Origin of the sequence: Brevundimonas sp., assembly GCF_013912005.1 — a bacterium.
Lineage (GTDB): Bacteria > Pseudomonadota > Alphaproteobacteria > Caulobacterales > Caulobacteraceae > Brevundimonas.
Genome location: NZ_JACESB010000015.1, coordinates 24,461 through 44,642 on the forward strand (window position 1 = coordinate 24,461; position 20,182 = coordinate 44,642).

The 20,182-nt window shown below is 74.3% G+C and carries 18 protein-coding genes; 9 read left to right on the forward strand and 9 right to left on the reverse strand.

Annotation, left to right across the window (positions count from 1 at the left end):
* Positions 1 to 39 precede the first annotated feature (39 nt).
* The 8 genes from H2038_RS10675 to H2038_RS10710 are packed head-to-tail and all read left to right on the forward strand — an operon-like array spanning position 40 to position 7,022.
* Complete coding sequence (locus H2038_RS10675; RefSeq protein ID WP_292112779.1) at positions 40 to 942, forward strand: class I SAM-dependent methyltransferase; 903 nt, start codon at positions 40 to 42, stop codon at positions 940 to 942.
* Positions 939 to 1,676: a pseudouridine synthase gene (locus H2038_RS10680; RefSeq protein WP_292112783.1), complete on the forward strand. Its 738-nt coding sequence runs from the start codon at positions 939 to 941 to the stop codon at positions 1,674 to 1,676. Before H2038_RS10675 ends, H2038_RS10680 begins: the two co-directional genes overlap by 4 nt.
* Entirely contained in the window at positions 1,673 to 2,314 is a 642-nt protein-coding gene (locus tag H2038_RS10685) for a phosphoribosylanthranilate isomerase (protein WP_292112785.1), read from the forward strand. Before H2038_RS10680 ends, H2038_RS10685 begins: the two co-directional genes overlap by 4 nt.
* A 32-nt stretch (positions 2,315 to 2,346) precedes the next feature.
* On the forward strand, positions 2,347 to 3,561 hold the full coding sequence (gene trpB, locus H2038_RS10690; protein ID WP_292112788.1) for a tryptophan synthase subunit beta: 1,215 nt from the start codon (positions 2,347 to 2,349) through the stop codon (positions 3,559 to 3,561).
* A gap of 5 nt (positions 3,562 to 3,566) precedes the next feature.
* Positions 3,567 to 4,007, forward strand: a complete 441-nt coding sequence (locus tag H2038_RS10695) for a hypothetical protein (RefSeq protein ID WP_292112791.1) — start codon at positions 3,567 to 3,569, stop codon at positions 4,005 to 4,007.
* A complete protein-coding gene (trpA, locus tag H2038_RS10700) occupies positions 4,004 to 4,834 on the forward strand; it encodes a tryptophan synthase subunit alpha (RefSeq protein ID WP_292112793.1) in 831 nt (276 codons plus the stop codon). The genes H2038_RS10695 and trpA overlap by 4 nt, the downstream gene beginning before the upstream one ends.
* A gap of 10 nt (positions 4,835 to 4,844) precedes the next feature.
* Positions 4,845 to 5,738 (forward strand): acetyl-CoA carboxylase carboxyltransferase subunit beta, encoded by an 894-nt coding sequence (locus H2038_RS10705; protein ID WP_292112795.1) that lies wholly within the window; start codon positions 4,845 to 4,847, stop codon positions 5,736 to 5,738.
* 9 nt (positions 5,739 to 5,747) lie between these two features.
* Positions 5,748 to 7,022 carry a folylpolyglutamate synthase/dihydrofolate synthase family protein gene (locus H2038_RS10710; protein WP_292112797.1) on the forward strand — a complete coding sequence of 425 codons (1,275 nt, stop codon included), beginning with the start codon at positions 5,748 to 5,750 and terminating at the stop codon, positions 7,020 to 7,022.
* 3 nt (positions 7,023 to 7,025) lie between these two features.
* Here H2038_RS10710 and H2038_RS10715 read toward each other — a convergent pair whose 3' ends face one another.
* The 8 genes from H2038_RS10715 to H2038_RS10750 all read right to left on the reverse strand — a co-directional run bounded on the left by H2038_RS10715 (position 7,026) and on the right by H2038_RS10750 (position 17,538).
* Complete coding sequence (locus H2038_RS10715; protein ID WP_292112800.1) at positions 7,026 to 7,331, reverse strand: hypothetical protein; 306 nt, start codon at positions 7,329 to 7,331, stop codon at positions 7,026 to 7,028.
* A gap of 58 nt (positions 7,332 to 7,389) precedes the next feature.
* Positions 7,390 to 7,746: a thioredoxin TrxA gene (gene trxA, locus H2038_RS10720; RefSeq protein ID WP_292112802.1), complete on the reverse strand. Its 357-nt coding sequence runs from the start codon at positions 7,744 to 7,746 to the stop codon at positions 7,390 to 7,392.
* A gap of 109 nt (positions 7,747 to 7,855) precedes the next feature.
* Positions 7,856 to 11,338 (reverse strand): double-strand break repair helicase AddA, encoded by a 3,483-nt coding sequence (gene addA, locus H2038_RS10725; protein ID WP_292112805.1) that lies wholly within the window; start codon positions 11,336 to 11,338, stop codon positions 7,856 to 7,858.
* Positions 11,335 to 14,424, reverse strand: coding sequence for a double-strand break repair protein AddB (addB, locus tag H2038_RS10730; protein WP_292112808.1), 3,090 nt, complete (start codon positions 14,422 to 14,424; stop codon positions 11,335 to 11,337). The genes addA and addB overlap by 4 nt, the downstream gene beginning before the upstream one ends.
* Entirely contained in the window at positions 14,421 to 15,143 is a 723-nt protein-coding gene (gene murU / locus H2038_RS10735) for an N-acetylmuramate alpha-1-phosphate uridylyltransferase MurU (protein WP_292112810.1), read from the reverse strand. Before murU ends, addB begins: the two co-directional genes overlap by 4 nt.
* Positions 15,140 to 16,228: an N-acetylmuramate/N-acetylglucosamine kinase AmgK gene (gene amgK, locus H2038_RS10740; RefSeq protein WP_292112811.1), complete on the reverse strand. Its 1,089-nt coding sequence runs from the start codon at positions 16,226 to 16,228 to the stop codon at positions 15,140 to 15,142. The genes murU and amgK overlap by 4 nt, the downstream gene beginning before the upstream one ends.
* Positions 16,221 to 16,688, reverse strand: coding sequence for a tRNA (adenosine(37)-N6)-threonylcarbamoyltransferase complex ATPase subunit type 1 TsaE (tsaE, locus tag H2038_RS10745; RefSeq protein ID WP_292112814.1), 468 nt, complete (start codon positions 16,686 to 16,688; stop codon positions 16,221 to 16,223). The genes amgK and tsaE overlap by 8 nt, the downstream gene beginning before the upstream one ends.
* On the reverse strand, positions 16,681 to 17,538 hold the full coding sequence (locus H2038_RS10750; protein ID WP_292112816.1) for a 1-acyl-sn-glycerol-3-phosphate acyltransferase: 858 nt from the start codon (positions 17,536 to 17,538) through the stop codon (positions 16,681 to 16,683). Before H2038_RS10750 ends, tsaE begins: the two co-directional genes overlap by 8 nt.
* A 125-nt stretch (positions 17,539 to 17,663) precedes the next feature.
* Here H2038_RS10750 and H2038_RS10755 point away from each other — a divergent pair, with 125 nt between their 5' ends.
* A complete protein-coding gene (locus H2038_RS10755) occupies positions 17,664 to 19,772 on the forward strand; it encodes a S9 family peptidase (protein ID WP_292112818.1) in 2,109 nt (702 codons plus the stop codon).
* Between the two features lie 69 nt (positions 19,773 to 19,841).
* Here the strand turns inward: H2038_RS10755 and H2038_RS10760 are convergent, their stop codons facing one another.
* Positions 19,842 to 20,159: a hypothetical protein gene (locus tag H2038_RS10760; protein ID WP_292112820.1), complete on the reverse strand. Its 318-nt coding sequence runs from the start codon at positions 20,157 to 20,159 to the stop codon at positions 19,842 to 19,844.
* Between the last annotated feature and the right edge of the window lie 23 nt (positions 20,160 to 20,182).

Genomic DNA, 20,182 nt, shown 5'->3' on the forward strand with positions numbered 1-20,182 from the left:
CGGCTTCGCGCGGCCGCGGCTTGCGGCTATAGGCGCCCCATGACCACCCTGATCTACGGCCGTCCGCCGGCGGTGTTCGACCCGCCGTCCGATGCGGTCCAGACCTCCCCCCTGATCCCGGGCTCCGCCGCGCTCGAGGACGTGGCCGCAGCCTCGGCCGACGCCGCCGTCGTCTACGCGCCTCCCGGCGTGCTGGAGCGGCGCTACACCCTCGCCCGCGCGCTGCGGGCGCTGAAGCCGGGCGGCCGGCTGGACGCGATGGCCCCGAAGGACCGCGGCGGCTCCCGGCTGCGCAAGGAGCTGGAGGCGTTCGGGCTCGAGGTGGCCGAGACCGCCAAGGCCCACCACCGCCGTTGTCTGGCGGTCCGGCCCGCAGATCTCCCGGAGAGCATCGAGGATGCGATCCGGGCGGGCGGGCTGCGGCTGGAGCCCGGGCTGGACGCCTGGACCTGGCCCGGGATCTTCGCCTGGGACCGGATCGATCCTGGCTCGGCCCTGCTCGCCGCCCGGCTGCCGCCCCTGGCCGGAGCCGGCGTCGACCTCGGCTGCGGATACGGCGCCCTGGCGACCGTCGTCCTGCGCTCCGCCGCCGTCACCGGCCTGCGGCTGGTGGATATCGACCGTCGCGCGGTCGAGGCCGCGCGCCGCAACGTCGCGGACCCGCGGGCGACCTTCGACTGGGCCGACGCCCGCACCCTCCCCGAGGACGGGGCGGCCGACTTCGTCGTCAGCAATCCGCCCTTCCACGACGGCGGCGCCGAGGACCGGCGGCTGGGTCAGGCCTTCATCCGCAAGGCGGCGGGCCTGCTGCGGAAGGGCGGCGTCCTGTGGCTGGTCGCCAACCGTCACCTGCCCTACGAGGCCGAACTGGATGCGGCCTTCAAGCGCTGGCGCATGGTCGCCGACGCCGGCGGCTACAAGGTCTTCGAGGCGGTGAAGTGAACAAGGTCCCGAGCGCCCGCATCGACAAGCTGCTCTCCTCGCTGGGCTATGGTTCGCGGGCCGAGATGGCGCGGCTCGCCCGGGCCGGCGGCGTGAGCCTCGACGGGGCCGAGGTGGCGGACGTGTCGAAACGCCTCCTCGTGACGCCCGACCTGCCGGCGCGGATGCAGGTCGACGGCGAGCCGCTGGACCCGCCGCAGGGGCTGGTGCTGATGCTGCACAAGCCGGTCGGCATGACCTGCTCGCACAAGGAGGACGGGTCGCTGGTCTACGACGTCCTGCCCGACCGCTGGCGACGCCGCGATCCCGCCATCTCGACCATCGGGCGGCTCGACAAGGACACCTCCGGCCTGCTGCTGATGACGGACGACGGCGGCCTGCTGCACCGGGTGATCAGCCCGAAGAAGAACGTCGCCAAGGTCTACCGCGCGACGCTGGCGCGGCCCCTGGCCGGGACCGAGGCGGCGCTGTTCGCCTCGGGCGAGCTGATGCTCGAGGGCGACGACCGGCCTCTGAAGCCGGCCGGGCTGGAGGTTCTCTCGCCGACCGAGGCCCGCGTCACGGTGACCGAGGGCCGCTACCACATGGTCCGCCGCATGTTCGCGGCCGTCGGCAATCACGTCGAGGCGCTGCACCGGGAGCGTCTGGGCGGCCTGGCCCTGCCGGACGACCTGGCGTCCGGCGCATGGCGCCTGCTGGACGACGGCGACATCGCCGCCATCTTCGCGGGATGAGCGTCCTCGCCAAGATCTGCGGCTTGACCACGTCCGAAACCCTCGACGCGGCGCTCGCCGGCGGCGCGGCCTTCGTCGGGGCGGTCAGCTTTCCGAAGAGCCCGCGCCACCTCGAGCTGATCGCCGCCGCCGCCCTGTTCGAGCGCGCCCGCGGCCGGGCCAGGGTGGTGGCGGTGACCGTCGACGCCGACGACGCCCTGCTGACCGAGATCGCCCTCATCCTCCGACCGGACCTGATCCAGCTGCACGGCGCCGAGACGCCGGAACGGGCGGCGCAGGCGCGGCTGCTGACCGGGGCGGGGATCATCCGGGCCCTGCCGGTGCGGACGGCGGCCGATCTCGAGGCCGCCGCGGCCTTCGAGCCGGTGGTCGACTGGCTGATGTTCGACGCGAAGCCGCCGGAGGGGGCGACCCTGCCCGGCGGGGTGGGGGCGAGCTTCGACTGGAGCCTGCTGGCGGGGCGGTCGTTCGCGAAGCCGTGGTTCCTCGCCGGCGGCCTGTCGCCGGACAACCTGGCCGGGGCGGTGCGCATCACCGGCGCGCCTGCGGTCGATGTGTCCTCTGGCGTCGAAAGCGCGCCCGGTGTTAAGGACCCCGGCCGGATCGCGGCCTTTCTGGAGGCGGCGAGGTCGGCCTGATTTCCGCCGCTCCCCCGCGCGAGTTTCCGTCCGTGAACGCCATTCTCCCCAACGCCTACGCCTGGCCCGACGCCGAGGGCCGCTTCGGCCCCTACGGCGGCCGCTTCGTCGCCGAGACCCTGATGCCGCTGATCCACGAGCTGGATGCGGCGTACGAGGCGGCGAAGGCCGATCCCTCGTTCCAGGCCGAGCTGGACGGCTTCCTGACCGACTACGTCGGCCGGCCCAGCCCCCTGTACCTGGCCGAACGCCTGACCGAACACCACGGCGGCGCCGACATCTGGTTCAAGCGCGACGAGCTGAACCACACCGGCGCCCACAAGGTGAACAACTGCATGGGCCAGATCCTGCTGGCCATGCGCATGGGCAAGACCCGGATCATCGCCGAGACCGGCGCCGGCCAGCACGGCGTGGCCACCGCCACCGTCTGCGCCCGATTCGGTCTGCCCTGCGTCATCTACATGGGCGCCGCCGACGTCGAGCGGCAGTCGCCCAATGTGTTCCGCATGAAGCTCCTCGGGGCCGAGGTGGTGCCGGTGACCTCGGGCCGCGGCACGCTGAAGGACGCCATGAACGAGGCGATGCGCGACTGGGTCACCAATGTCGCCGACACCTACTACCTGATCGGCACCGCGGCGGGGCCGCACCCCTATCCGGCCATGGTGCGCGACTTCCAGAGCGTGATCGGGCGCGAGGTGCGCGCCGCCATGCTGGCCCGCCGCGAGAAGCTGCCCGACGCCTGCGTGGCGGCGATCGGCGGCGGTTCGAACGCCATCGGCCTGTTCCACCCGTTCATCGAGGACGCCGGCGTGCGCCTGATCGGCGTCGAGGCCGCCGGCCGCGGGCTGGAGGGCTCCGAACACGCGGCCAGCCTGCAGGGCGGCCGTCCCGGCGTGCTGCACGGCAACCGCACCTATCTGCTGCAGGACGCGGACGGCCAGATCCTCGAGGGCCACTCCATCTCCGCCGGCCTCGACTATCCGGGCATCGGCCCCGAGCACGCCTGGCTGAAGGACATCGGCCGCGCCGAATACCGCGCCGCCACGGACGCGGAGGCGCTGGAGGCGTTCCAGCTGTGCGCACGCCTGGAGGGGATCATCCCGGCGCTGGAGCCCAGCCACGCCCTGGCCCGGATCGGCGAGATCGCGAAAGAGGTGGGCAAGGGCGGCGACGTCGTGCTCAATATGTGCGGGCGGGGCGACAAGGACATCTTCGCCGTGGCGAAGCACCTGGGCGTGGAGCTCTGACGACCATGAACATTTCCGGCCTGATCGCCGCGGCGGCCCTGTTCGCTGCGCCTGCTGCGCTCGCGGCGGCCCAGGAGACCCCGGCGGCGCCCGAACAGCTCGTGCTGCCGGGCGCCACCCTGGCCCCCGACTGCGGCAATCTTTACGGCCTCGCCGGCCGCGCCTTCTGCGTCAGCGCCCCTCTGGCGGGCATCGGCGCCCTCGCCGACGCCTACGTGGCCGACCTGCAGACCCGCGGCTGGATCCCCGCCGGCGGCGAGGACAACCGCGTGGTCTTCGTGCGCCGCCGCGACGGCGGCGGCTGTGACGGCCTGCAGATGCAGGCCTTCTACGACACCTCCCGCCCGGCCGGCCCCGAAGCCATCGGCTACCTCGGGTTCGGACCTATTCCCGGCGACGTCTGCGCCGGACAACCCCCCGCCGAGACGCCCGCGCCGCAACCATGACCACCGCCCGCATCGACGCCCGTTTCGCCGCCCTGAAGGCGGAGGGACGGGCCGGTTTCGTCGCCTATGTGATGGCCGGCGATCCGTCCCCCCACGAGGCGCTCGACATCCTGCGCGGCCTGCCTGCGGCCGGCGCCGACCTGATCGAGCTCGGCTTCCCCTTCTCCGATCCGATGGCCGAGGGCCCGCCCATCCAGCGCGCCGCCCTGCGCGGCCTCCGGTCCGGCCTGACGCTCAGGGGGACGCTGGATCTGGCCGCGGCCTTCCGCGCCGGCGACGCCGACACGCCGCTGATCCTGATGGGCTATCTCAATCCGCTGGAAAGCTACGGCCTGTCCGCCTTCGCCCGCGACGCGGCGGCGGCGGGCGTGGACGGGCTGATCGTGGTCGACTGTCCGCCCGAGGAGGCCGGCCCCCTGACGGCCGCCCTCGACGCCGTCGGGATTTCGCTGATCCGGCTGGCGACCCCGACCTCCGACGACGCCCGACTGAAGACCATCGCCGAAGGGACCTCCGGCTTCGTCTACTACGTCTCCGTCGCCGGCGTGACGGGGGTCAAGGAGGCGGAGGCGGTCGCGGTCGCTCCGGCGGTGGAGCGGGTGCGCCGCGCCTCCGGCCTGCCGGTGGCCGTCGGCTTCGGGGTGAAGACCCCCGAGCGCGCCGCGAGCATCGCCCGGGTCGCCGACGCGGTCGTGGCCGGCTCGGTGCTGGTGGACGAGGTGGCGGCGGCGCTGGCCGAGAACGCCCCGGCCGCGCCGCGCGTTCTGGCGAAGGTCCGGGCCCTGGCGGACGCCGTCCGGGGTGCAAGGACGCCGGAAACCGTCTAAAGCGCCGCCCATGGTCGACAAGAACAAGCCCCAGACCGAGAAGCGCGGCGGCTGGCTGAGCCGCTTCGCCCCCGGCGTCCGCAAGATCGTCAGCCGGCGCGACACGCCGGACAATCTCTGGGTCAAGGACCCGGACACCGGCGAGATGCTGTACCGCTCGGACCTCGAGGGCTCCCTCTGGGTGACGCCGTCGGGCCGGCACATGCGCATCGACGCCCCGACCCGCCTGCGCTTCACCTTCGACGGCGGGGTCTATGAGGCGATCGAGACGCCGGAGGTGCCCGAGGACCCGCTGAAGTTCTCCGACGGCAAGCCCTACCGGCAGCGGCTGGAGGCGGCGCGCAAGGCCGCCGGCCGCAAGGACACCATGGCCATCGGCTTCGGCGCCGTCGGCGGAACCGCGGCGGTGGTCATCGTCCAGGACTTCACCTTCATGGGCGGCTCGCTCGGCATGGCCGCGGGCGAGGCCTTCATCGCCGCCGCGCGCGAGGCGATCTCGCGGGGCGTTCCCCTGGTCTGCTTCACCGCCGCCGGCGGAGCGCGGATGCAGGAGGGGGCGCTCAGCCTGATGCAGATGGCCCGCACCACCCTCGCCATCCAGGAGCTGAAGGTCGCCAAGCTGCCCTTCGTGGTGGTGCTGACCGACCCGACCACCGGCGGCGTCACCGCCAGCTACGCCATGCTGGGCGACGTCCATCTGGCCGAGCCGGGGGCCCTGATCGGCTTCGCCGGCCCGCGGGTCATCGAGGCCACCATCCGCGAAAAGCTGCCGCCGGGCTTCCAGCGCGCCGAATACCTGCAGGAGAAGGGCATGGTCGACAAGGTCGTGACCCGCGCCGACCTGCCGCGCGTGATCGGCCAGATCCTGTCGATGCTGATGGGCGGGACGCGCCGCGCGGCCTAGAACCGCCCGATGGACCCGATCTCCGAACGCCTGCGCGCGCGCCATCCGCAGCGCATCGACCTGTCGCTCGACCGGATGCGGGCGCTGTGCGCGGCCCTGGGCGATCCTCAGCACCGGCTGCCCCCGGTCATCCACGTGGCCGGAACCAACGGCAAGGGCTCGACCGTGGCCTTCATCCGCGCCATCGCCGAAGCCGCCGGCCTGAAGGTCCATGCCTACACCTCGCCCCACCTCGTCCGCTTCAACGAGCGCATTCGCCTCGCCGGGCGGCTGATCGAGGACGACCGGCTGAACGCTATCCTCGACCGGGTCGAGGCGCCGGGACTGGACGCCACGGTGTTCGAGAGCACCACCGCCGCGGCCTTCCTCGCCATGAGCGAGACCCCGGCCGACCTGGCGGTCATCGAGGTCGGCCTCGGGGGGGTGCTGGACGCCACCAACGTCATCGAGCGGCCGTTGCTCAGCGTGATCACCCCGGTCGATCTCGATCACGCCGAGTTCCTCGGGGACTCCCTCGCCGGCGTCGCGCGGGAGAAGGCGGGGGTGCTCAAGCCGGGCGCGCGGGGCCTGATCGCCCGGCAGGCGGAGGCCGCCATGACCGAGATCGAGGCCGCCGCCGCGCGCGTCGGCGCGCCGCTGACGGTGATGGGGGTGGACTTCGACGCCTGGGCGGAGCGGGGCGGGCTCGCCTTCCAGGACCAGAGCCGCTTCCTCGACCTGCCGGCTCCGGCGCTGCCGGGCCCTCACCAGTTCGCCAACGCCGGGCTGGCGACGGCGGTGGCGCTGGAGCTCGACCTGCCGGAGGCGGCGATCGCCCGCGGCCTCCGCGAGGCCAGCTGGCCGGCGCGGCTGCAGCGCCTGACTTCCGGTCCCTACGGCGAGGCGGCGAAGGCGGCGGACGCCGAACTCTGGCTGGACGGCGGGCACAATCCGCACGCCGGACGGGCGCTGGCGGCGGCCCTCGCCGAGCGGCGCGCTCGCGCGCCCCGTCCGACGGCGCTGATCGTCGGCATGCTGGCCAGCAAGGACGCCGGCGGCTTCTTCGCGGCCCTGCGGGAGGCGGAGGCGACGGTGTTCACCGTCCCGTTCGCGGGCGCGGCGGCGGATCCCGAGGCGCTGGCCGCCGTCGCCCGCGGCCACGGCCTTGGCGCGACCCCGGCGGCCGACCCCCTCCAGGCGCTGCGTCAGGCCCTGCGGCTGGGCGCGGGCCGGATCGTCATCTGTGGTTCGCTGTACCTCGCCGGCGAGGTGCTGGGCGCCGCCCGCGAGACCTGGCCCGACTGAACGTCAGCCGTTCGGCCCGGCGGGCGTGGCCATGGCTTCGCCGTCCGGCAGGCGCATGCGTTGCTGGGCGCGCAGGAATTCGCGGGTCTGCTGGTCCTGGACGAAGCCGCCGCGCGGCACGTCCCGGCAGACGCGTTGCTGCATGTTGGAGCCGGTGGCCCGCTCGAAGCGACAGACGCGGCGGGTGGCGGGTTCGTCCGGATCGCGCCGCGCCTCGGCGGGCGGAGGGGTCGCAGCGATCACGGCCACCTGGTCGGCGGGTGGCGCGGCGACGGTCAGGGCGGCGCTGATGATGAGGACGCTCAGCATGAAAACCTCCGGGGCCGTGAGACCAACCCCGGCAGGAGAACACCGATCGGCCGGCGCATCAACCCGCGGCGGAGGATCCGGCGTCGCCCGCGGTGATGCCGGCGTCGGCCAGCCACTCGACGATCTTGCCCTTCGGCATGGCGCCGACCTTCATCGAGGCCATCTGGCCGTCCTTGAACAGCATCAGGGTCGGGATGCCTTTCACGCCGAGGCGCGACGGGGTCATCGGGCTGTCGTCGATGTTGACCTTGGCGATCGTGACCTTGCCGGCGAACTCGTCGGCGATCTGCTCCAGCGCCGGGCCGATCTGCTTGCAGGGGCCGCACCATTCCGCCCAGAAGTCGACGAGAACCGGCTCGGACGCCTTCAGGACGTCGGCTTCGAAGCTGTCGTCGGTGACCTTGACCGTGGCCATGCAATCTCTCTCCATCCGCCGCCGTGGGAAGCGCGGCGCTGTCTGTGGGCCGGGCATCGTGCAGTGATTCCGGCGGTTCGCTGGCATGTGGGGCGCTTCGCCGCGGTTTTCAACGCGCGGCCGCGGCGTCCAGAAGCTCCGGCGGAATCGGGGTGAGGCGAGGGCCGTCGGTCCACACCAGGGCGGCCTCGACCGGCCGGTCCGGATAGAGGTCGCGCAGCACGGAAGCATAGACCGCCAGCTGCAGGATGTATGCGGGGTCGGCGTCCGCGGCGTGGTCGGGCGCCGGACGGTTGGTCTTGTAGTCGACCACCAGCACCCGGTCCGGCGTGACCACCAGCCGGTCGATGCGGCCGGCGACCGGGGCGCCTTCGTACTGTCCGGCGATCGCCACCTCGGCCCGGGACCCGGGTCCGAACACCGCGGCGAAGCGCGCGTCCTCCAGCACCGAGAAGGCGGCGGCGATCATCTCCGCCCGCTGCGCGTCCGACAGGTCGCGCTCGCGGGCCAGCATCCGGCGCGCTGCGTCGGGCCGCTCTTCCGCCGGCAGGTCGGGCAGGCGCTCGAGCAGCCGGTGGATCAGGTCGCCGCGGCGGAACCGCCCCAGCGGCCCGCCCGGGGCGCCCGCCGTGGCGAGCGGGGAGGGGGCCGGGACGCGCAGGGCGCCGCCCATCTGCGACGGCGCCGCCGGCCGGGCCGTGCGATCGGCCGCCGGCGGCCGCCGCGCCCACGCCGGGACCTCGACCCCTGCCGCGGCCGTCTCCGGCCGGGTGTCTCCGGACGCGGATCCGGGGCCGAAGCGCAGGACGCCGGTCTCCAGCTCCGCGATCTCCCCCGGACGCGTCGCCTGCAGCCGGCCGAAGGCGCCCGCGATCACCTCCCACCAGCAGCCCGGGTCGTAGCCCTCCTTCGGCCGGGCCAGCCGGCGGCCCATCACGATCAGCCGGTCGCGGGCCCGGGTCAGCGCCACATAGAGCAGGCGCAGCGACTCGGCGTCGGTGCGGTCGACGCGCGCCTGGCGGACCCGCGCCGAGGCGGCGCAGTCCTGCTTGCTGCTGGCGGGGCACATCAGCCAGGCCTCGCCGCCGTCCTCCAGCGCCACCGGCATCAGGGTGGGGCCCTGCGGCTTCGCCTTCGAGGTGGTGTCGGGCAGGATCACCACCGGCGCCTCCAGCCCCTTGGCGCCGTGCACCGTCATCACCCGCACCTCGTCGCGGGCCCCCTCCATCTCCCGCTTCACCTCCACGTCGGCCTGCTCCAGCAAGGCGAGGCAGGTCTCGAGGTCGTGGCCGCCGCGGGCCTCCGCGGCCAGCACCTGCGCCAGGGTCTCGTCGATCGCCTCCTCGGCCTCGCGGCCCAGACGGTCGAGAATTCGCGCACGGCCGGTGCGGCCGTCCGACCCCGTGCGGTTGAGGGCGGTCGAGAAGAAGGCGAACGGATCCCGGTCGCGCGCCTCCAGCAGGTCGCGCAGCAGGTCGCGCGCCGCCGTCCAGGCCGGCTGCTCGTCGGCCCGCCGCTGCAGCTCCCGCCACAGCGAGCGCCCCTCGCGCGCCACCCGGTCGGCCAGCGGATACAGGGCGTCGGCCGGCCCGAAGTCGGGAAGGTCGCAGAACGGGCTGCGCAGGATCTCGGCGAGCGAAAGATCGTCCTCCGGAAAAAGGGCGAACCGCGCCAGCGCCATCAGGTCGTCGAAGACGATGTGCGCCTTCAGCTTCAGCCGGTCGGCCCCGGCCACCGGCACGCCCTCCGTCTTCAGAGCCCGGATGATCTCCTCGAAGGTGGCGTCGCGCCGCCGCACCAGCACGAGGAAGTCGCCGTAGCGGGCGGGCCGGAGCGCGGGACGGCCGTCGCGGCCAGTGGTCCATACCGGCGTCCCGGTCTCCACCTGCCGGCGCACCTCCCGCGCCAGCGCCCGGGCCAGCTGCTTGCGGGCGCTGCGGTTGTCCTCCTTGTCCACGGGGGCGTTCCACGCCTCGCGGGCCGGCGCGGCCGGCTCCTCGAACAGCGGCCACAGTTCGACCGAGCCGTGCTGTCCCCGCCGCGCCGGCCGGTGCACGGCGATGTCGCCGGTCTCTCCGCTGAGGGCGCGGGTGCGCTCCGGCCCCTCGAAGGCCGCATCGACGAAGGCCAGCACCTCCTCCGTCGACCGGAAGGAGGTGTCGAGCGGCACCGCACGGAAGCGCTCCGCCGGCACGATCGCCGCATGCGCCTGGGCCTCCTGCAGCAGCCGCTCCGGCCGCGCGCCCTGGAAGGAGTAGATCGACTGCTTGACGTCGCCGACCGCGAACATGGTCCGCGGCAGGGCGGCGGCGCGTTCGGCCCCCTCTCCGGCGAAGAAGGGCTCGGTCAGGGCGCGCAGGATGTTCCACTGTTCCGGGGCCGTGTCCTGGGCCTCGTCGACCAGCACGTGCTCGACCCCGCCGTCCAGCTTGTACAGCACCCAGGCCGCGGCCGAGCGGCGGGTCAGCAGGTCGGCGGTGCGCGCCACCAGGTCGGTGAAGTCCAGCGCCCCCCGTCGCCGCTTGCCGGCCTCGTAGAGCGCCGCATGCACCCGGGCGAGGGTCAGGAGCTTCTCGGTCTCGTCGGCGATGCGGGCGGCGCGGACCGTTTCCAGCGTCGCCGCATAGCGGTCCGCCAGCCGCCCCAGCCACTCGGCCGTGGCGGCCGGAGCCGACTTCGTCGCCAGCCGCTTGCGCGGCTCGCCGCCGGTCAGGAACACCGGCTCCAGCGCCGCGAAGGTCCAGCTCTGGGCCGCCGCGCGCATCCGCCCGGCGCACTCCCGGTCGGCGGCCGAGCCGGTCGCCATGGCTTCGGCGGCGGCGAGCCAGTCGTCGCGGCCGATCCAGCGCATGAAGTCGGCCTCGACCTCGGCCAGGGACCGCGCGTCGGCGCCGGCGAGCACCCGAGGCGCCGGGGCCGTCCCGGCCTCGATGCGATCCAGATATTCGAGCAGGGCCTCGCGCCGGGCCTCAACCGCGTCGAGCAGGGCGTGGAAGGCCTGGAAGTCCAGCTCGACGGCGAAATGGGCGTAGGCCGCGCCCACCGGCCCGTCGGGATCCTGCAGCGCCGCCCGCGCCAGCTCCTCCCGCGCCGCGTGCGACAGGTCGCGCGCCGCCTGGTCCTCCAGCACCTCGAAGCCGGGGGCGACCCCCGCCTCGAGCGGAAAGCGCCGCAGCAGCTTTTCGCAGAAGGCGTGGATGGTCTGGATCTTCAGCCCGCCGGGCGTCTCCAGCGCCCGGGCGAACAGCCGGCGCGCCTCCGACAGCTCCGCCCCCGTCAGCGTCTCCGGGTCGCGGCCCTCCAGCCCGGCCAGTTCGCGCGCCAGCTCGCGGTCGTCGGCCACCGCCCAGCCGCCCAGCTTGGCGAACAGCCGCGCCTGCATCTCCGCCGCCGCCGCCTTGGTGTAGGTGACGCACAGGATGTCTCCCGGCCTCACCCGCCGCAGCAGCAGACGCGCCACCCGGTTCACCAGGGTGGTGGTCTTGCCGGACCCGGCGTTGGCGGTGACGAAGACCGACAGCTCCGGGTCGGCCGCGGTGGCCTGGTGGGCGCGGGCCGCGGCGGCGGGGTCGATCGACACGACGTTGCTCATTCCGGGGCCTCGTCCTCGCCGCCGACCACGTGCCACTCCCAGACCCGGGCGAGGTGGTCGTAGTTGCCGCCGAAATTGCCCATGAACTGGGGGGCCATCCACGAGGTGTAGGGCCGGCTTTCGTCGTCGAAGGCGGCCACGCCGGCCTTGAGCCGCTCCAGCTCCCGCTCGGCGAGCTGGGCGGCGGTCAGGCTGTTGCTGCGGACCTGCCGCGCCACGTCGTCGACCTTCGCCGGATCCCGCCGTCCCGTCAGCCGCACGTACAGCAGCTCGGTCGCCTCGGTCGGCGGGGCCGGGAAGCCGCCGGCGGCGAGGATGGCGGCGGTCAGGGTCAGCTGCGGCGCGAAGCCCTGCAGCACCTGGGCCTGGCTGGGCGCGGAGCCGGTCTTGAAGTCCATCACCGCCGCGCCGTGGGCGTCCAGCTCGATGCGGTCGGCGCGGGCGGTCAGGACGAACCGGCCGCCCGGCGCGTCGAAGGCGAGCTCCCCCGCCTGCTCGACCAGCAGGGTGGCGCCGCGCGCCCGCCGCTCGCGCTCGAACCGCTCCAGCCAGAGGGCGCAGTTGCGGGCCAGCGGACGTTCGCGCGCCAGCGCCGGCTCCGCGAAGCCGGCCTCGTCCAGCGCCTCGTGCAGGAAGCGCTCGATCTCCGCGGCGCAGTCGTCCGGCAGGGCTTCCGGCCAGGTGTGGACCACCCGCTCCACCGCCGCGTGGATGGCCGTGCCCCGCGCCAGCGCCTCGGCCGACTCCCCCGGCCGGTCCAGCCGGCGCAGGCCGAGGATGCGTTCGGCGTAGACTGCATAGGGGTCGCGCACCCAGCGCTCGATGGAGGTGACCGGCAACCGCCGCGGGCGGCGGTCCACCGGCGGGGTCGGCCCGGGCCGGCGGGCGTAGTCCGGCGTCGGGCGGCGCGGCGCGTCCAGCGCGCGGGTCCACGCCTCCACCCCGGCCGGGGCCGCGAGCCGCACCGGCGAGTCCGGGGCGTCGGCTCCGCGGGTCAGCATGTCCAGCCGCCACAGCCAGCGCGAGCGCACCGCCGGCTGGCCGCCGCGCCGCCCGCTGTGCACCAGCACCACCTCGTCGGCGCAGGCCGCCTGCAGGAAGTCCTGGGCGCTCTGACCGATGCGGCGCTCCGGCGGCGGCAGCCCCAGCGCCGCGCGCATCGGCCGCGACAGGAAGGGGTCGGTCGGGGCCGGCTGGGGCCAGACCCCTTCCTCCAGCCCGGCGAGAATCATCCGGTCGGCCCGCACCAGCCGCGCCTCGATCGCCCCGAGAATGCGCAGCGACGGGTGCGTCGCCCCGCCGGTGCGCACCACGGCGTCGGCCAGCAGGCCCTGCACCAGTTCGACCAGTTCCGCCGGGCCGACCTCGCCCAGCGCCGCGCCGCCCTCGATCAGGGCCGACAGGGCCTGGGCCGCCGCCTCGCCGTCGGGGCCGGCCCAGGCCTCCTGTCCCGCCAGCGCCTCGATCAGCTCCGCCAGCGCCCGCGCGGCGACGTCGGGCGCCGCCCTCGCCGCGCGCGCCGACGCCGGCTCCACCAGGGCCCGCAGGCGCGCAGCGAGGGCCGCAGCGGCCTCCAGCCGGGCCAGCCGGGCCGCCGGGGCCGGGGTCCCGTCCCGGTCGGGCGCCGCGGCCCGCTCCAGCCGACGCAGCAGCCGGTCGAAGCCGCCCGACCGCGGGCCGCGCAGGCCGAAGCGCTCCAGCGCCTCGACGGCGGATCGCCGGCCGTCCCCGGCCGGCTCCAGCCGGACCAGCGGATGCTTGAGCAGACCGAGCAGCACCTGCGGATCGGCCGGATCCGCCAGCCATCGGGCGCAGAGGTCGACCAGCGTCCCCGCCGGCATGCGCGCCAGCGGCTGGCCGGCGGAGATGTCCGGGACCACGCCCCACCGCTCGAGCCGCGCCGCCACCCGCCGGCCCAGCGTCTGGTCGGGGGTGACGAGGGCGCAGGTGCGGCCGGGCGTCTCCAGCGTCTCGCGCATCATCAGGGCGATGGCCGCGGCCGCCTCCTCCTCGTGCCGCAGGGCCAGCACGCTCAGCCCCTCCAGCCCCTCGGCCACCGGATCGGCGGCCTGGCCGGCGGCGGCCGCGCGCCGGCGCAGCTCGCGGATGGCCGCGCGCCAGTCGCCGGTGGCGTCGGCCGGGCGCAGCGCCTCGTTGAGCAGCCGCTGCCGCGCCCGGCCGCGCTGGGCCGCCTGCGGCGCCTCGGCCGGGGCGAACCAGCGACGCACCTGCGCCCGCGCCGTCCCGTGCCGCTCCAGCAGCCGCTTCAGGGCCCGCTGCGGATGCTGTTCGTTGTCGGCGTCGATCTGGGCCCAGACGTCCTCGTCGAGGTCGAGGTCCAGCCCCGGCAGGACGACGCAGCCCTGCGGCGCCCGCGCCACCGCCCCCAGCACGGCCGCGGCGGCCGGGACGGTCCCGGTCGAGCCGGCGGCGATCACCGGCTGGACCGGCGGCTGCGCGTCCCACTGCTCCGCCAGCCGCCGCAGCAGGGTGACGCGGCGCCAGGCGGGATCGACCAGGCCGAGCTCGGCCAGGCGCGCCGGCCAGGCCTGCACCGCCAGCCCGAGGAACTCGGCCGAACGCTCCCAGTGCTCGGCCATCTCGCCCTCGACGAGGGTGGCGACGCGCTCCGGCGCCTCGACCTCCTCCAGCTGGCAGGAATCGAGAAAGCCGCCCAGGGCGTCGGCGAGGTCGAGGGCGCGCATCGGGCTGAGGCCGTCGTCGAAGCGCTCGACGATCATCCGCGCCATCTCGAAGCGGCGGGTCAGCGGCGCGATCGCCGGCGGCAGGTCCAGCCCCAGCGCGCCCGGCGAGAAGGGCGGCTCGTCCTCCTCGAGGTCCCCCAGCGGCCGCACCTGCGGCAGCAGCACCGGCCGCCCCTCCGCCCGCCGCGCCAGCGCCTCGGTGAAGGCCCGGGCCGCGCGGCGGTTCGGCAGCAGGACGACGGCGTCGGTCAGGCGCTCCGGCGGCCGCTCGCCGATCCAGGCCAGCACCCCGGCGGCGAGGTCGTCGAGGAAGGGCCGGCGCGCCTCGATGGCCCACCAGCGGGGGCCCGCGCCGGCGAACGGGTCGAAGCCTCCGCTCACGCCGGCCCCGCCAGCCGCGCCTCGGCGGCGTCGCGCGCCGCCGGATCGCCGACGTGCATCCAGTCGCCGTCCAGCACGCAGCCGAACAGCCGCCCCGCCGCCGCCGAGCGCCGCCAGAACCCGCTCAGCGAGAAGGGGCCGTCGGGGCCGTCGGCGACATAGTCGGGCCGGCAGATGTGCACGCCCATGTAGGCGTAGGGGGCGGACGTCGCGTCGCCGCGGAAGGTCAGGCGCCCGTCGTCGGCGCGGAAGAAGTCGCCGTCGCCCTCGAAGCCGATCGCCCCCTCGCGCGTCGCGAGAAGAAGGGCGGCGTCCATGATTGACGGATTCCACAGCCGGGCGAGTTGATCGAGGGCGTTCCCCCGGTCCGTCCAGACGCTGTCGATGTTGGCCACCACCACCGGCGCCGCCCCGAGCAGCGGCCGCGCCTTCTTCAGCCCGCCGCCGGTCTCGAGCAGCGCGTCGCGCTCGTCGGAGATGGCGATCGCCGGTCCGCGGTCGCGGGCGGCGAGGTGCGCCTCCAGCCGGTCCGCGAACCAGTGGACGTTGACCACCGCCCGCTCGACCCCGCCCTCCGCCAGCCGGTCCAGCACATGGTCGATCAGCGCCCTCCCCCCGACCTCCACCAGGGCCTTGGGCCGGTCGTCAGTCAGCGGCCGCATGCGCGTGCCGAGCCCTGCGGCCAGCACCATGGCGGTCTTCGGCAGGGCTGCGGTCATTGTCGTCCCTCTTCCGGGACATGGCGCGCGAACCAGTCGGCGACGGCGTCCATGCCGGGCTGGCGCAGGTTCCGGCGCAGGTGGTCCCACACCCGTGGCATGAACTGGAGGTAGCGGGGCTTGCCGTCGCGGGCGACCAGCCGCGCGAAGACTCCGAGGATGCGCGCCTCGTTCAGCGCCGCCAGGGCGACATAGTCCCGCCAGTAGGACTCGCGGTCGACCATCATCACCTCGCAGTAGTGGTCGAAGGCGACCTTCTCCAGCTCCGGCGGCACGTCGCGGCGGGCGTCCTGCAGCAGCGAGTGCAGGTCCCACACGGGATGGGCCAGCACCGCGTCCTGGAAGTCGATCATCCCCACCCGCCGCTGGTGCGTCCGCTCCGGCAGCCAGATCAGGTTCTCCGCGTGGTAGTCGCGGTGGGCGATGGTCCAGGCCTTCTCCTCGCCCATGGCCGCCACCGGCGCCCAGGCGGCCCGCCACTCGTCCAGCGCCGCCGGACCGAAGTCCAGCTCCGGCCGCAGCTTCGGCATCCATTCGACGAACAGGTCGACGCCCCCCTGCAGCGCCGTGGCGTCATAGGTCAGCAGCGGCCAGTCGCCGGCCGGGCCCTGCATCATCTCGGGCAGCAGGGCGGACATGTGCAGCCGGGCGATCGCGTCGACGGCGGCGAGGTACAGCGGCGCCTGGGGCTCGCCCTCGGCGATGACCTGCGCGAACAGGTCGTCGCCGAGATCCTCGATCACGGCCAGCCCCGCCCCGGCGTCCACGGCCACGATCTCGGGCGTCGACAGCCCGGCGTGCCGGAAGTGCTCGGCGACGGCGGCGAAGGCCTCGATCCGTCCGGCCGACAGGCGCGCCACGGCGTTCCAGCCCGCGGCCCGGCGCTGCTCCGGCGTCCACGCCGGGTCGCAGGGGTGGGACTCGGCCGCCGGCGGCTGGTCCATCAGCATCAGGGTCGCCCCCGCCGGCGTGGTCAGCCGCTCGTACCGGCGGGTCGAGGCGTCGCCGGGCAGGGGCGCGCGCGCGGCCTCGCCCAGTCCGGCGGCCGTCAGGAAGTCGCGGCGGAGGTGTTCGCGGTCAGACATGCAGGTCCCTTGCCTTGCTCTCCCACGCCCCTGCGCCAGAAACGGTCGCACGCCGCCCGTCGGGCGTTTCGGCGAGGGTGATGGTGAGCCGGTCGGGGCCGAGCCAGGCGGCCGGGTCGTCGCCGAGCCGCTCCGGCCACTCGATCACCGCGCAGCCCTCGTCCAGCGCCTCGTCCAGTCCGATCTCCGCCGCCTCCCCGGGCCGCTCCAGCCGGTACAGGTCGAAGTGCGCCACCGGCGGGGCGCTGTCGTAGAACTGCACCAGGGTGAAGGTGGGCGAGGGGACGTCCTCGTCGGGCCGGGTCAGGGCGCGGATCAGGCCGCGCGCCAGGGTCGACTTGCCCATGCCCAGCGGGCCGTACAGCAGGACGGCCTCGCCGGCCGCGAGGCGGCGGGCGATCGCGGCGCCCAGCCGGGCCGTGGCGTCGGCGTCGGGGAGGTCGAGGATCCGGTCAGGCAAAGTCGGCGTCCGGCTGGCCGGGCAGCACCCGCTCGGTGAAGGCCTTGAGGGCGTAGGTCGCCTTGGCCGCGTCGATGTCCAGCCGCGAGGGCGGGATCGGCTTGCCCACCTTGAGGTGGAACGGCTTCCGGCGCTTGTTGAGCAGCTCGTGGAACAGGGTGATGTCGCGCAGTTCCTGCGACACCCGGTCGAAGGCGTGGAACAGGCGGGAGTAGGGCCCGGCGACGTGGACCGGCACGATCGGCGCCTGGTGCCGGCGCGCCAGCGAGGCCGCCGTGGTCGCCCACTCGGGGTCGGTCACCGAACCGTTCCGCGCCACCCGCGCCAGCCGCCCCGCGGGAAACATGACGACGCACCGCTCGGCCTCGAACGCCTCGCGCGCCGCCTGCAGGGTGGCGCGGGTCTTCTCGCGGGTGCGCTTCTCCACCACCCACTCCACCGGGATTACCGCCTCGCCGAGCCGGGGCGACACCCGCAGCGCGTCGGCGTTGGCGAAGAAGATGGCGTCGCGCCGGCGGGCGGCGACCACGTCGTACACGGCGATGCCGTCGGCGATGCCCGTCGGGTGGTTGGCCACCACCAGGCAGCGGCCGCTCGCCGGGATGCGGTCGGCGTTCAGCGCCGACACCTTCAGGTCCAGCAGGTCGCTCATCCAGGCCAGGGCCTCGGCGCCCGACAGGGGGGCGAGAGCGTCGGCCATCCGCACCGCCTGGCGGTAGTTGAGCAGCCGGTGCAGCGCCGGCCGCATCACCGGCCACAGGGGCGAGCCGGTCAGCCGCGGCGCGCGCTCGGCGATCAGCACGTCGCAGATGTGCGGCTCCGGTCGCGGCGCTGTCGGGACGGCGGTCATCCGGCCGGTTGTCGCCGCTTGCGCGATGCTCCGCAAGCGCCCGCGACCGCGCCGCGCCATTGACGCCCGGGCGGCAGGGCGCCACGCCTTCGCCCCGAACGATTTCGTCCGCGGAGAAAGCATCCATGTCCCGACTGTCCCGCCTTCTGACCGGCCTGAGCGCCGTGGCGCTGCTCGGCGCGGCCGCCCTGCCGGCCGTCGCCGAGGCGCCCGTCCCCGCCGCCGCCGCGGCCGCCCCCGCCGCGCAGCAGCCGGAGGCCTTCGACTATCGCGACATGATCTCGGCCAACCGGCTGGGCGATCCGCAGGTGTCGCCGGACGGCCGCCGGGTGGTCTACTCGGTGACCACCACCGACGTGGAGGCCAACCGCCGCTCCGGCGCCCTCTACATGATGGACCTGGAGAACCCGGGCGAGCCGCGCCGCCTGGCCATCAACGAGGGCGGCGCCAACACCGCCCGCTGGGGCGGCGACGGCAAGCTCTACTTCCTGTCCGGCCGCTCGGGCTCCAGCCAGGTGTGGCGCGCCGACGCCGACGGAACCCGGCCCGAGCAGGTCACCCGCCTGCCGCTGGACGTCAACGCCTACCGCCTGAGCCCCGACGCCTCGAAGGTGGCGGTCTCCCTCGCGGTGTTCCCGGAATGCGGCGATCTCGCCTGCACCGTCGATCGCCAGAAGGCCGAGGCCGACAGCCCCTCCACCGGCCAGGTCTACGACCGCATGTTCGTGCGCCACTGGGACAGCTGGAGCGACGGCACGCAGAACCACCTGTTCGTCGTCCCCACCGCAGGGCCCGCCGAGCCGGTGTGGCTGACCCGCGGCTTCGACGGCGACGTGCCCTCCAAGCCCTTCGGGGACGAGAGCGAGTTCACCTTCACCCCGGACGGGGAGGGGGTGGTCTTCTCCGCCCGCGAGGCCGGCCGCTCCGAGCCGTGGAGCACCAATTTCGACCTCTACCAGGTGTCGCTGGCCGAGCCCGGCCGGCTGACCAACCTCACCGACGACAACGACGCCTGGGACACCGGCCCGGTGTTCTCGCCCGACGGTCGCACCCTGGCCTACCGGGCGATGGCCCGGCCGGGGTTCGAGGCCGACCGCTACGCCATCTTCCTGCGCGACATGGACACCGGCCAGGTTCGCCAGATCGCCGCCAACTGGGACCGCTCGGCCGACACCCTGCAATGGTCGAAGGACGGGAACACCCTCTACACCACCGCCGGCGACGTCGGTCAGACCCGTCTGTTCGCCATCGACACCCGCAACGGCGTGGTCACCCCGGTGACCGGCGAGGGCCACGTCTCGGCCTTCCAGCAGACCCCCTCCGGCTTCGTCATCGCCCAGGACAGCCTGACCCGTCCGAGCGAGCTGTATGTGAAGACCTTCCTCGGCCGCGAGATGCCGATCCGCATCACCAATGTGAATCCGCAGCTCGACGACAAGGCCTTCGGCGAGGCCGAACAGTTCAGCTTCCCGGGCTGGAACAATGAGACGGTGCACGGCTACGTCATCAAGCCGGCCAACTATGTCGAGGGCCGGAAGTACCCGGTGGCCTTCCTCATCCATGGCGGACCGCAGGGCTCGTTCGGCAACAGCTGGTCGTACCGCTGGAATCCGATGACCTACGCCGGCGCGGGCTATGCGGTGGTGATGATCGATTTCCACGGCTCGACCGGCTACGGCCAGGCCTTCACCGACGCGATCAGCCAGCACTGGGGCGACCGCCCGCTGGAGGACCTGCAGAAGGGCTGGGCGGCGGCGCAGCAGCGCTACCCCTTCCTTGACGGCCAGAACGCCTGCGCCCTCGGCGCCTCCTACGGCGGCTACATGATCAACTGGATCGCGGGGAACTGGTCCGGCGCGTTCGACTGCCTGGTCAACCACGACGGCGTCTTCGACACCTTCGGCATGGGCTATTCGACCGAGGAGCTGTGGTTCACCGAGTGGGAGTACGGCGGCACGCCGTGGGAGAATCCCCGCGGCTACCAGCAGTTCAACCCGGCCAACCACGTGCAGAACTGGCGCGACCCGATGCTGGTCATCCAGGGCGACCGCGACTTCCGCATCCCGACCGCCCAGGCCCTGTCGACCTTCACCGCCCTGCAGCGTCGCGGGATCGACAGCCGGCTGGTGGTCTTCCCGGACGAGAACCACTGGGTGCTGAAGCCGGCCAACAGCCTGCAGTGGCACACCGAGGTGTTCGGCTGGCTGGACCGCTACCTCAAGCCGGCGGACTGAGCCGGCGCGGGACACGACAACGCGGGGCGCTCCGGCCGGAGCGCCCCGTCGCTTTTCAGGCCGGCCGGTTCAGCGGGCGCGGGCGACCGTGTTCGCCGCCTGCTCGTAGCGGGCGTGCTCCCGCTCGGTCATGCAGCGCGGCGCCTCCCAGCGCGGGTCGGCCCGGCGGACCTCCAGCGCCTCGCGGGCGGTGATGAACACCGGCCGCTCGCCGTAGGCGCGGGCGAAGGCACGCCGCGAGGCGGTGTCGGTCTTGCAGATCAGGACGCCGCGCGCGTCGGCCTCCCGCTCGCCCCGGGCCGGGGCCTGCGGCGCGGTCTGGGCCGCGGCGGCGCCGGCGGCGGCGACCGCCAGCAGGGTCAGGGGAACAGTCCGGAACAGCCGCATGGAACCCTCCTCAGAAGCGGAAA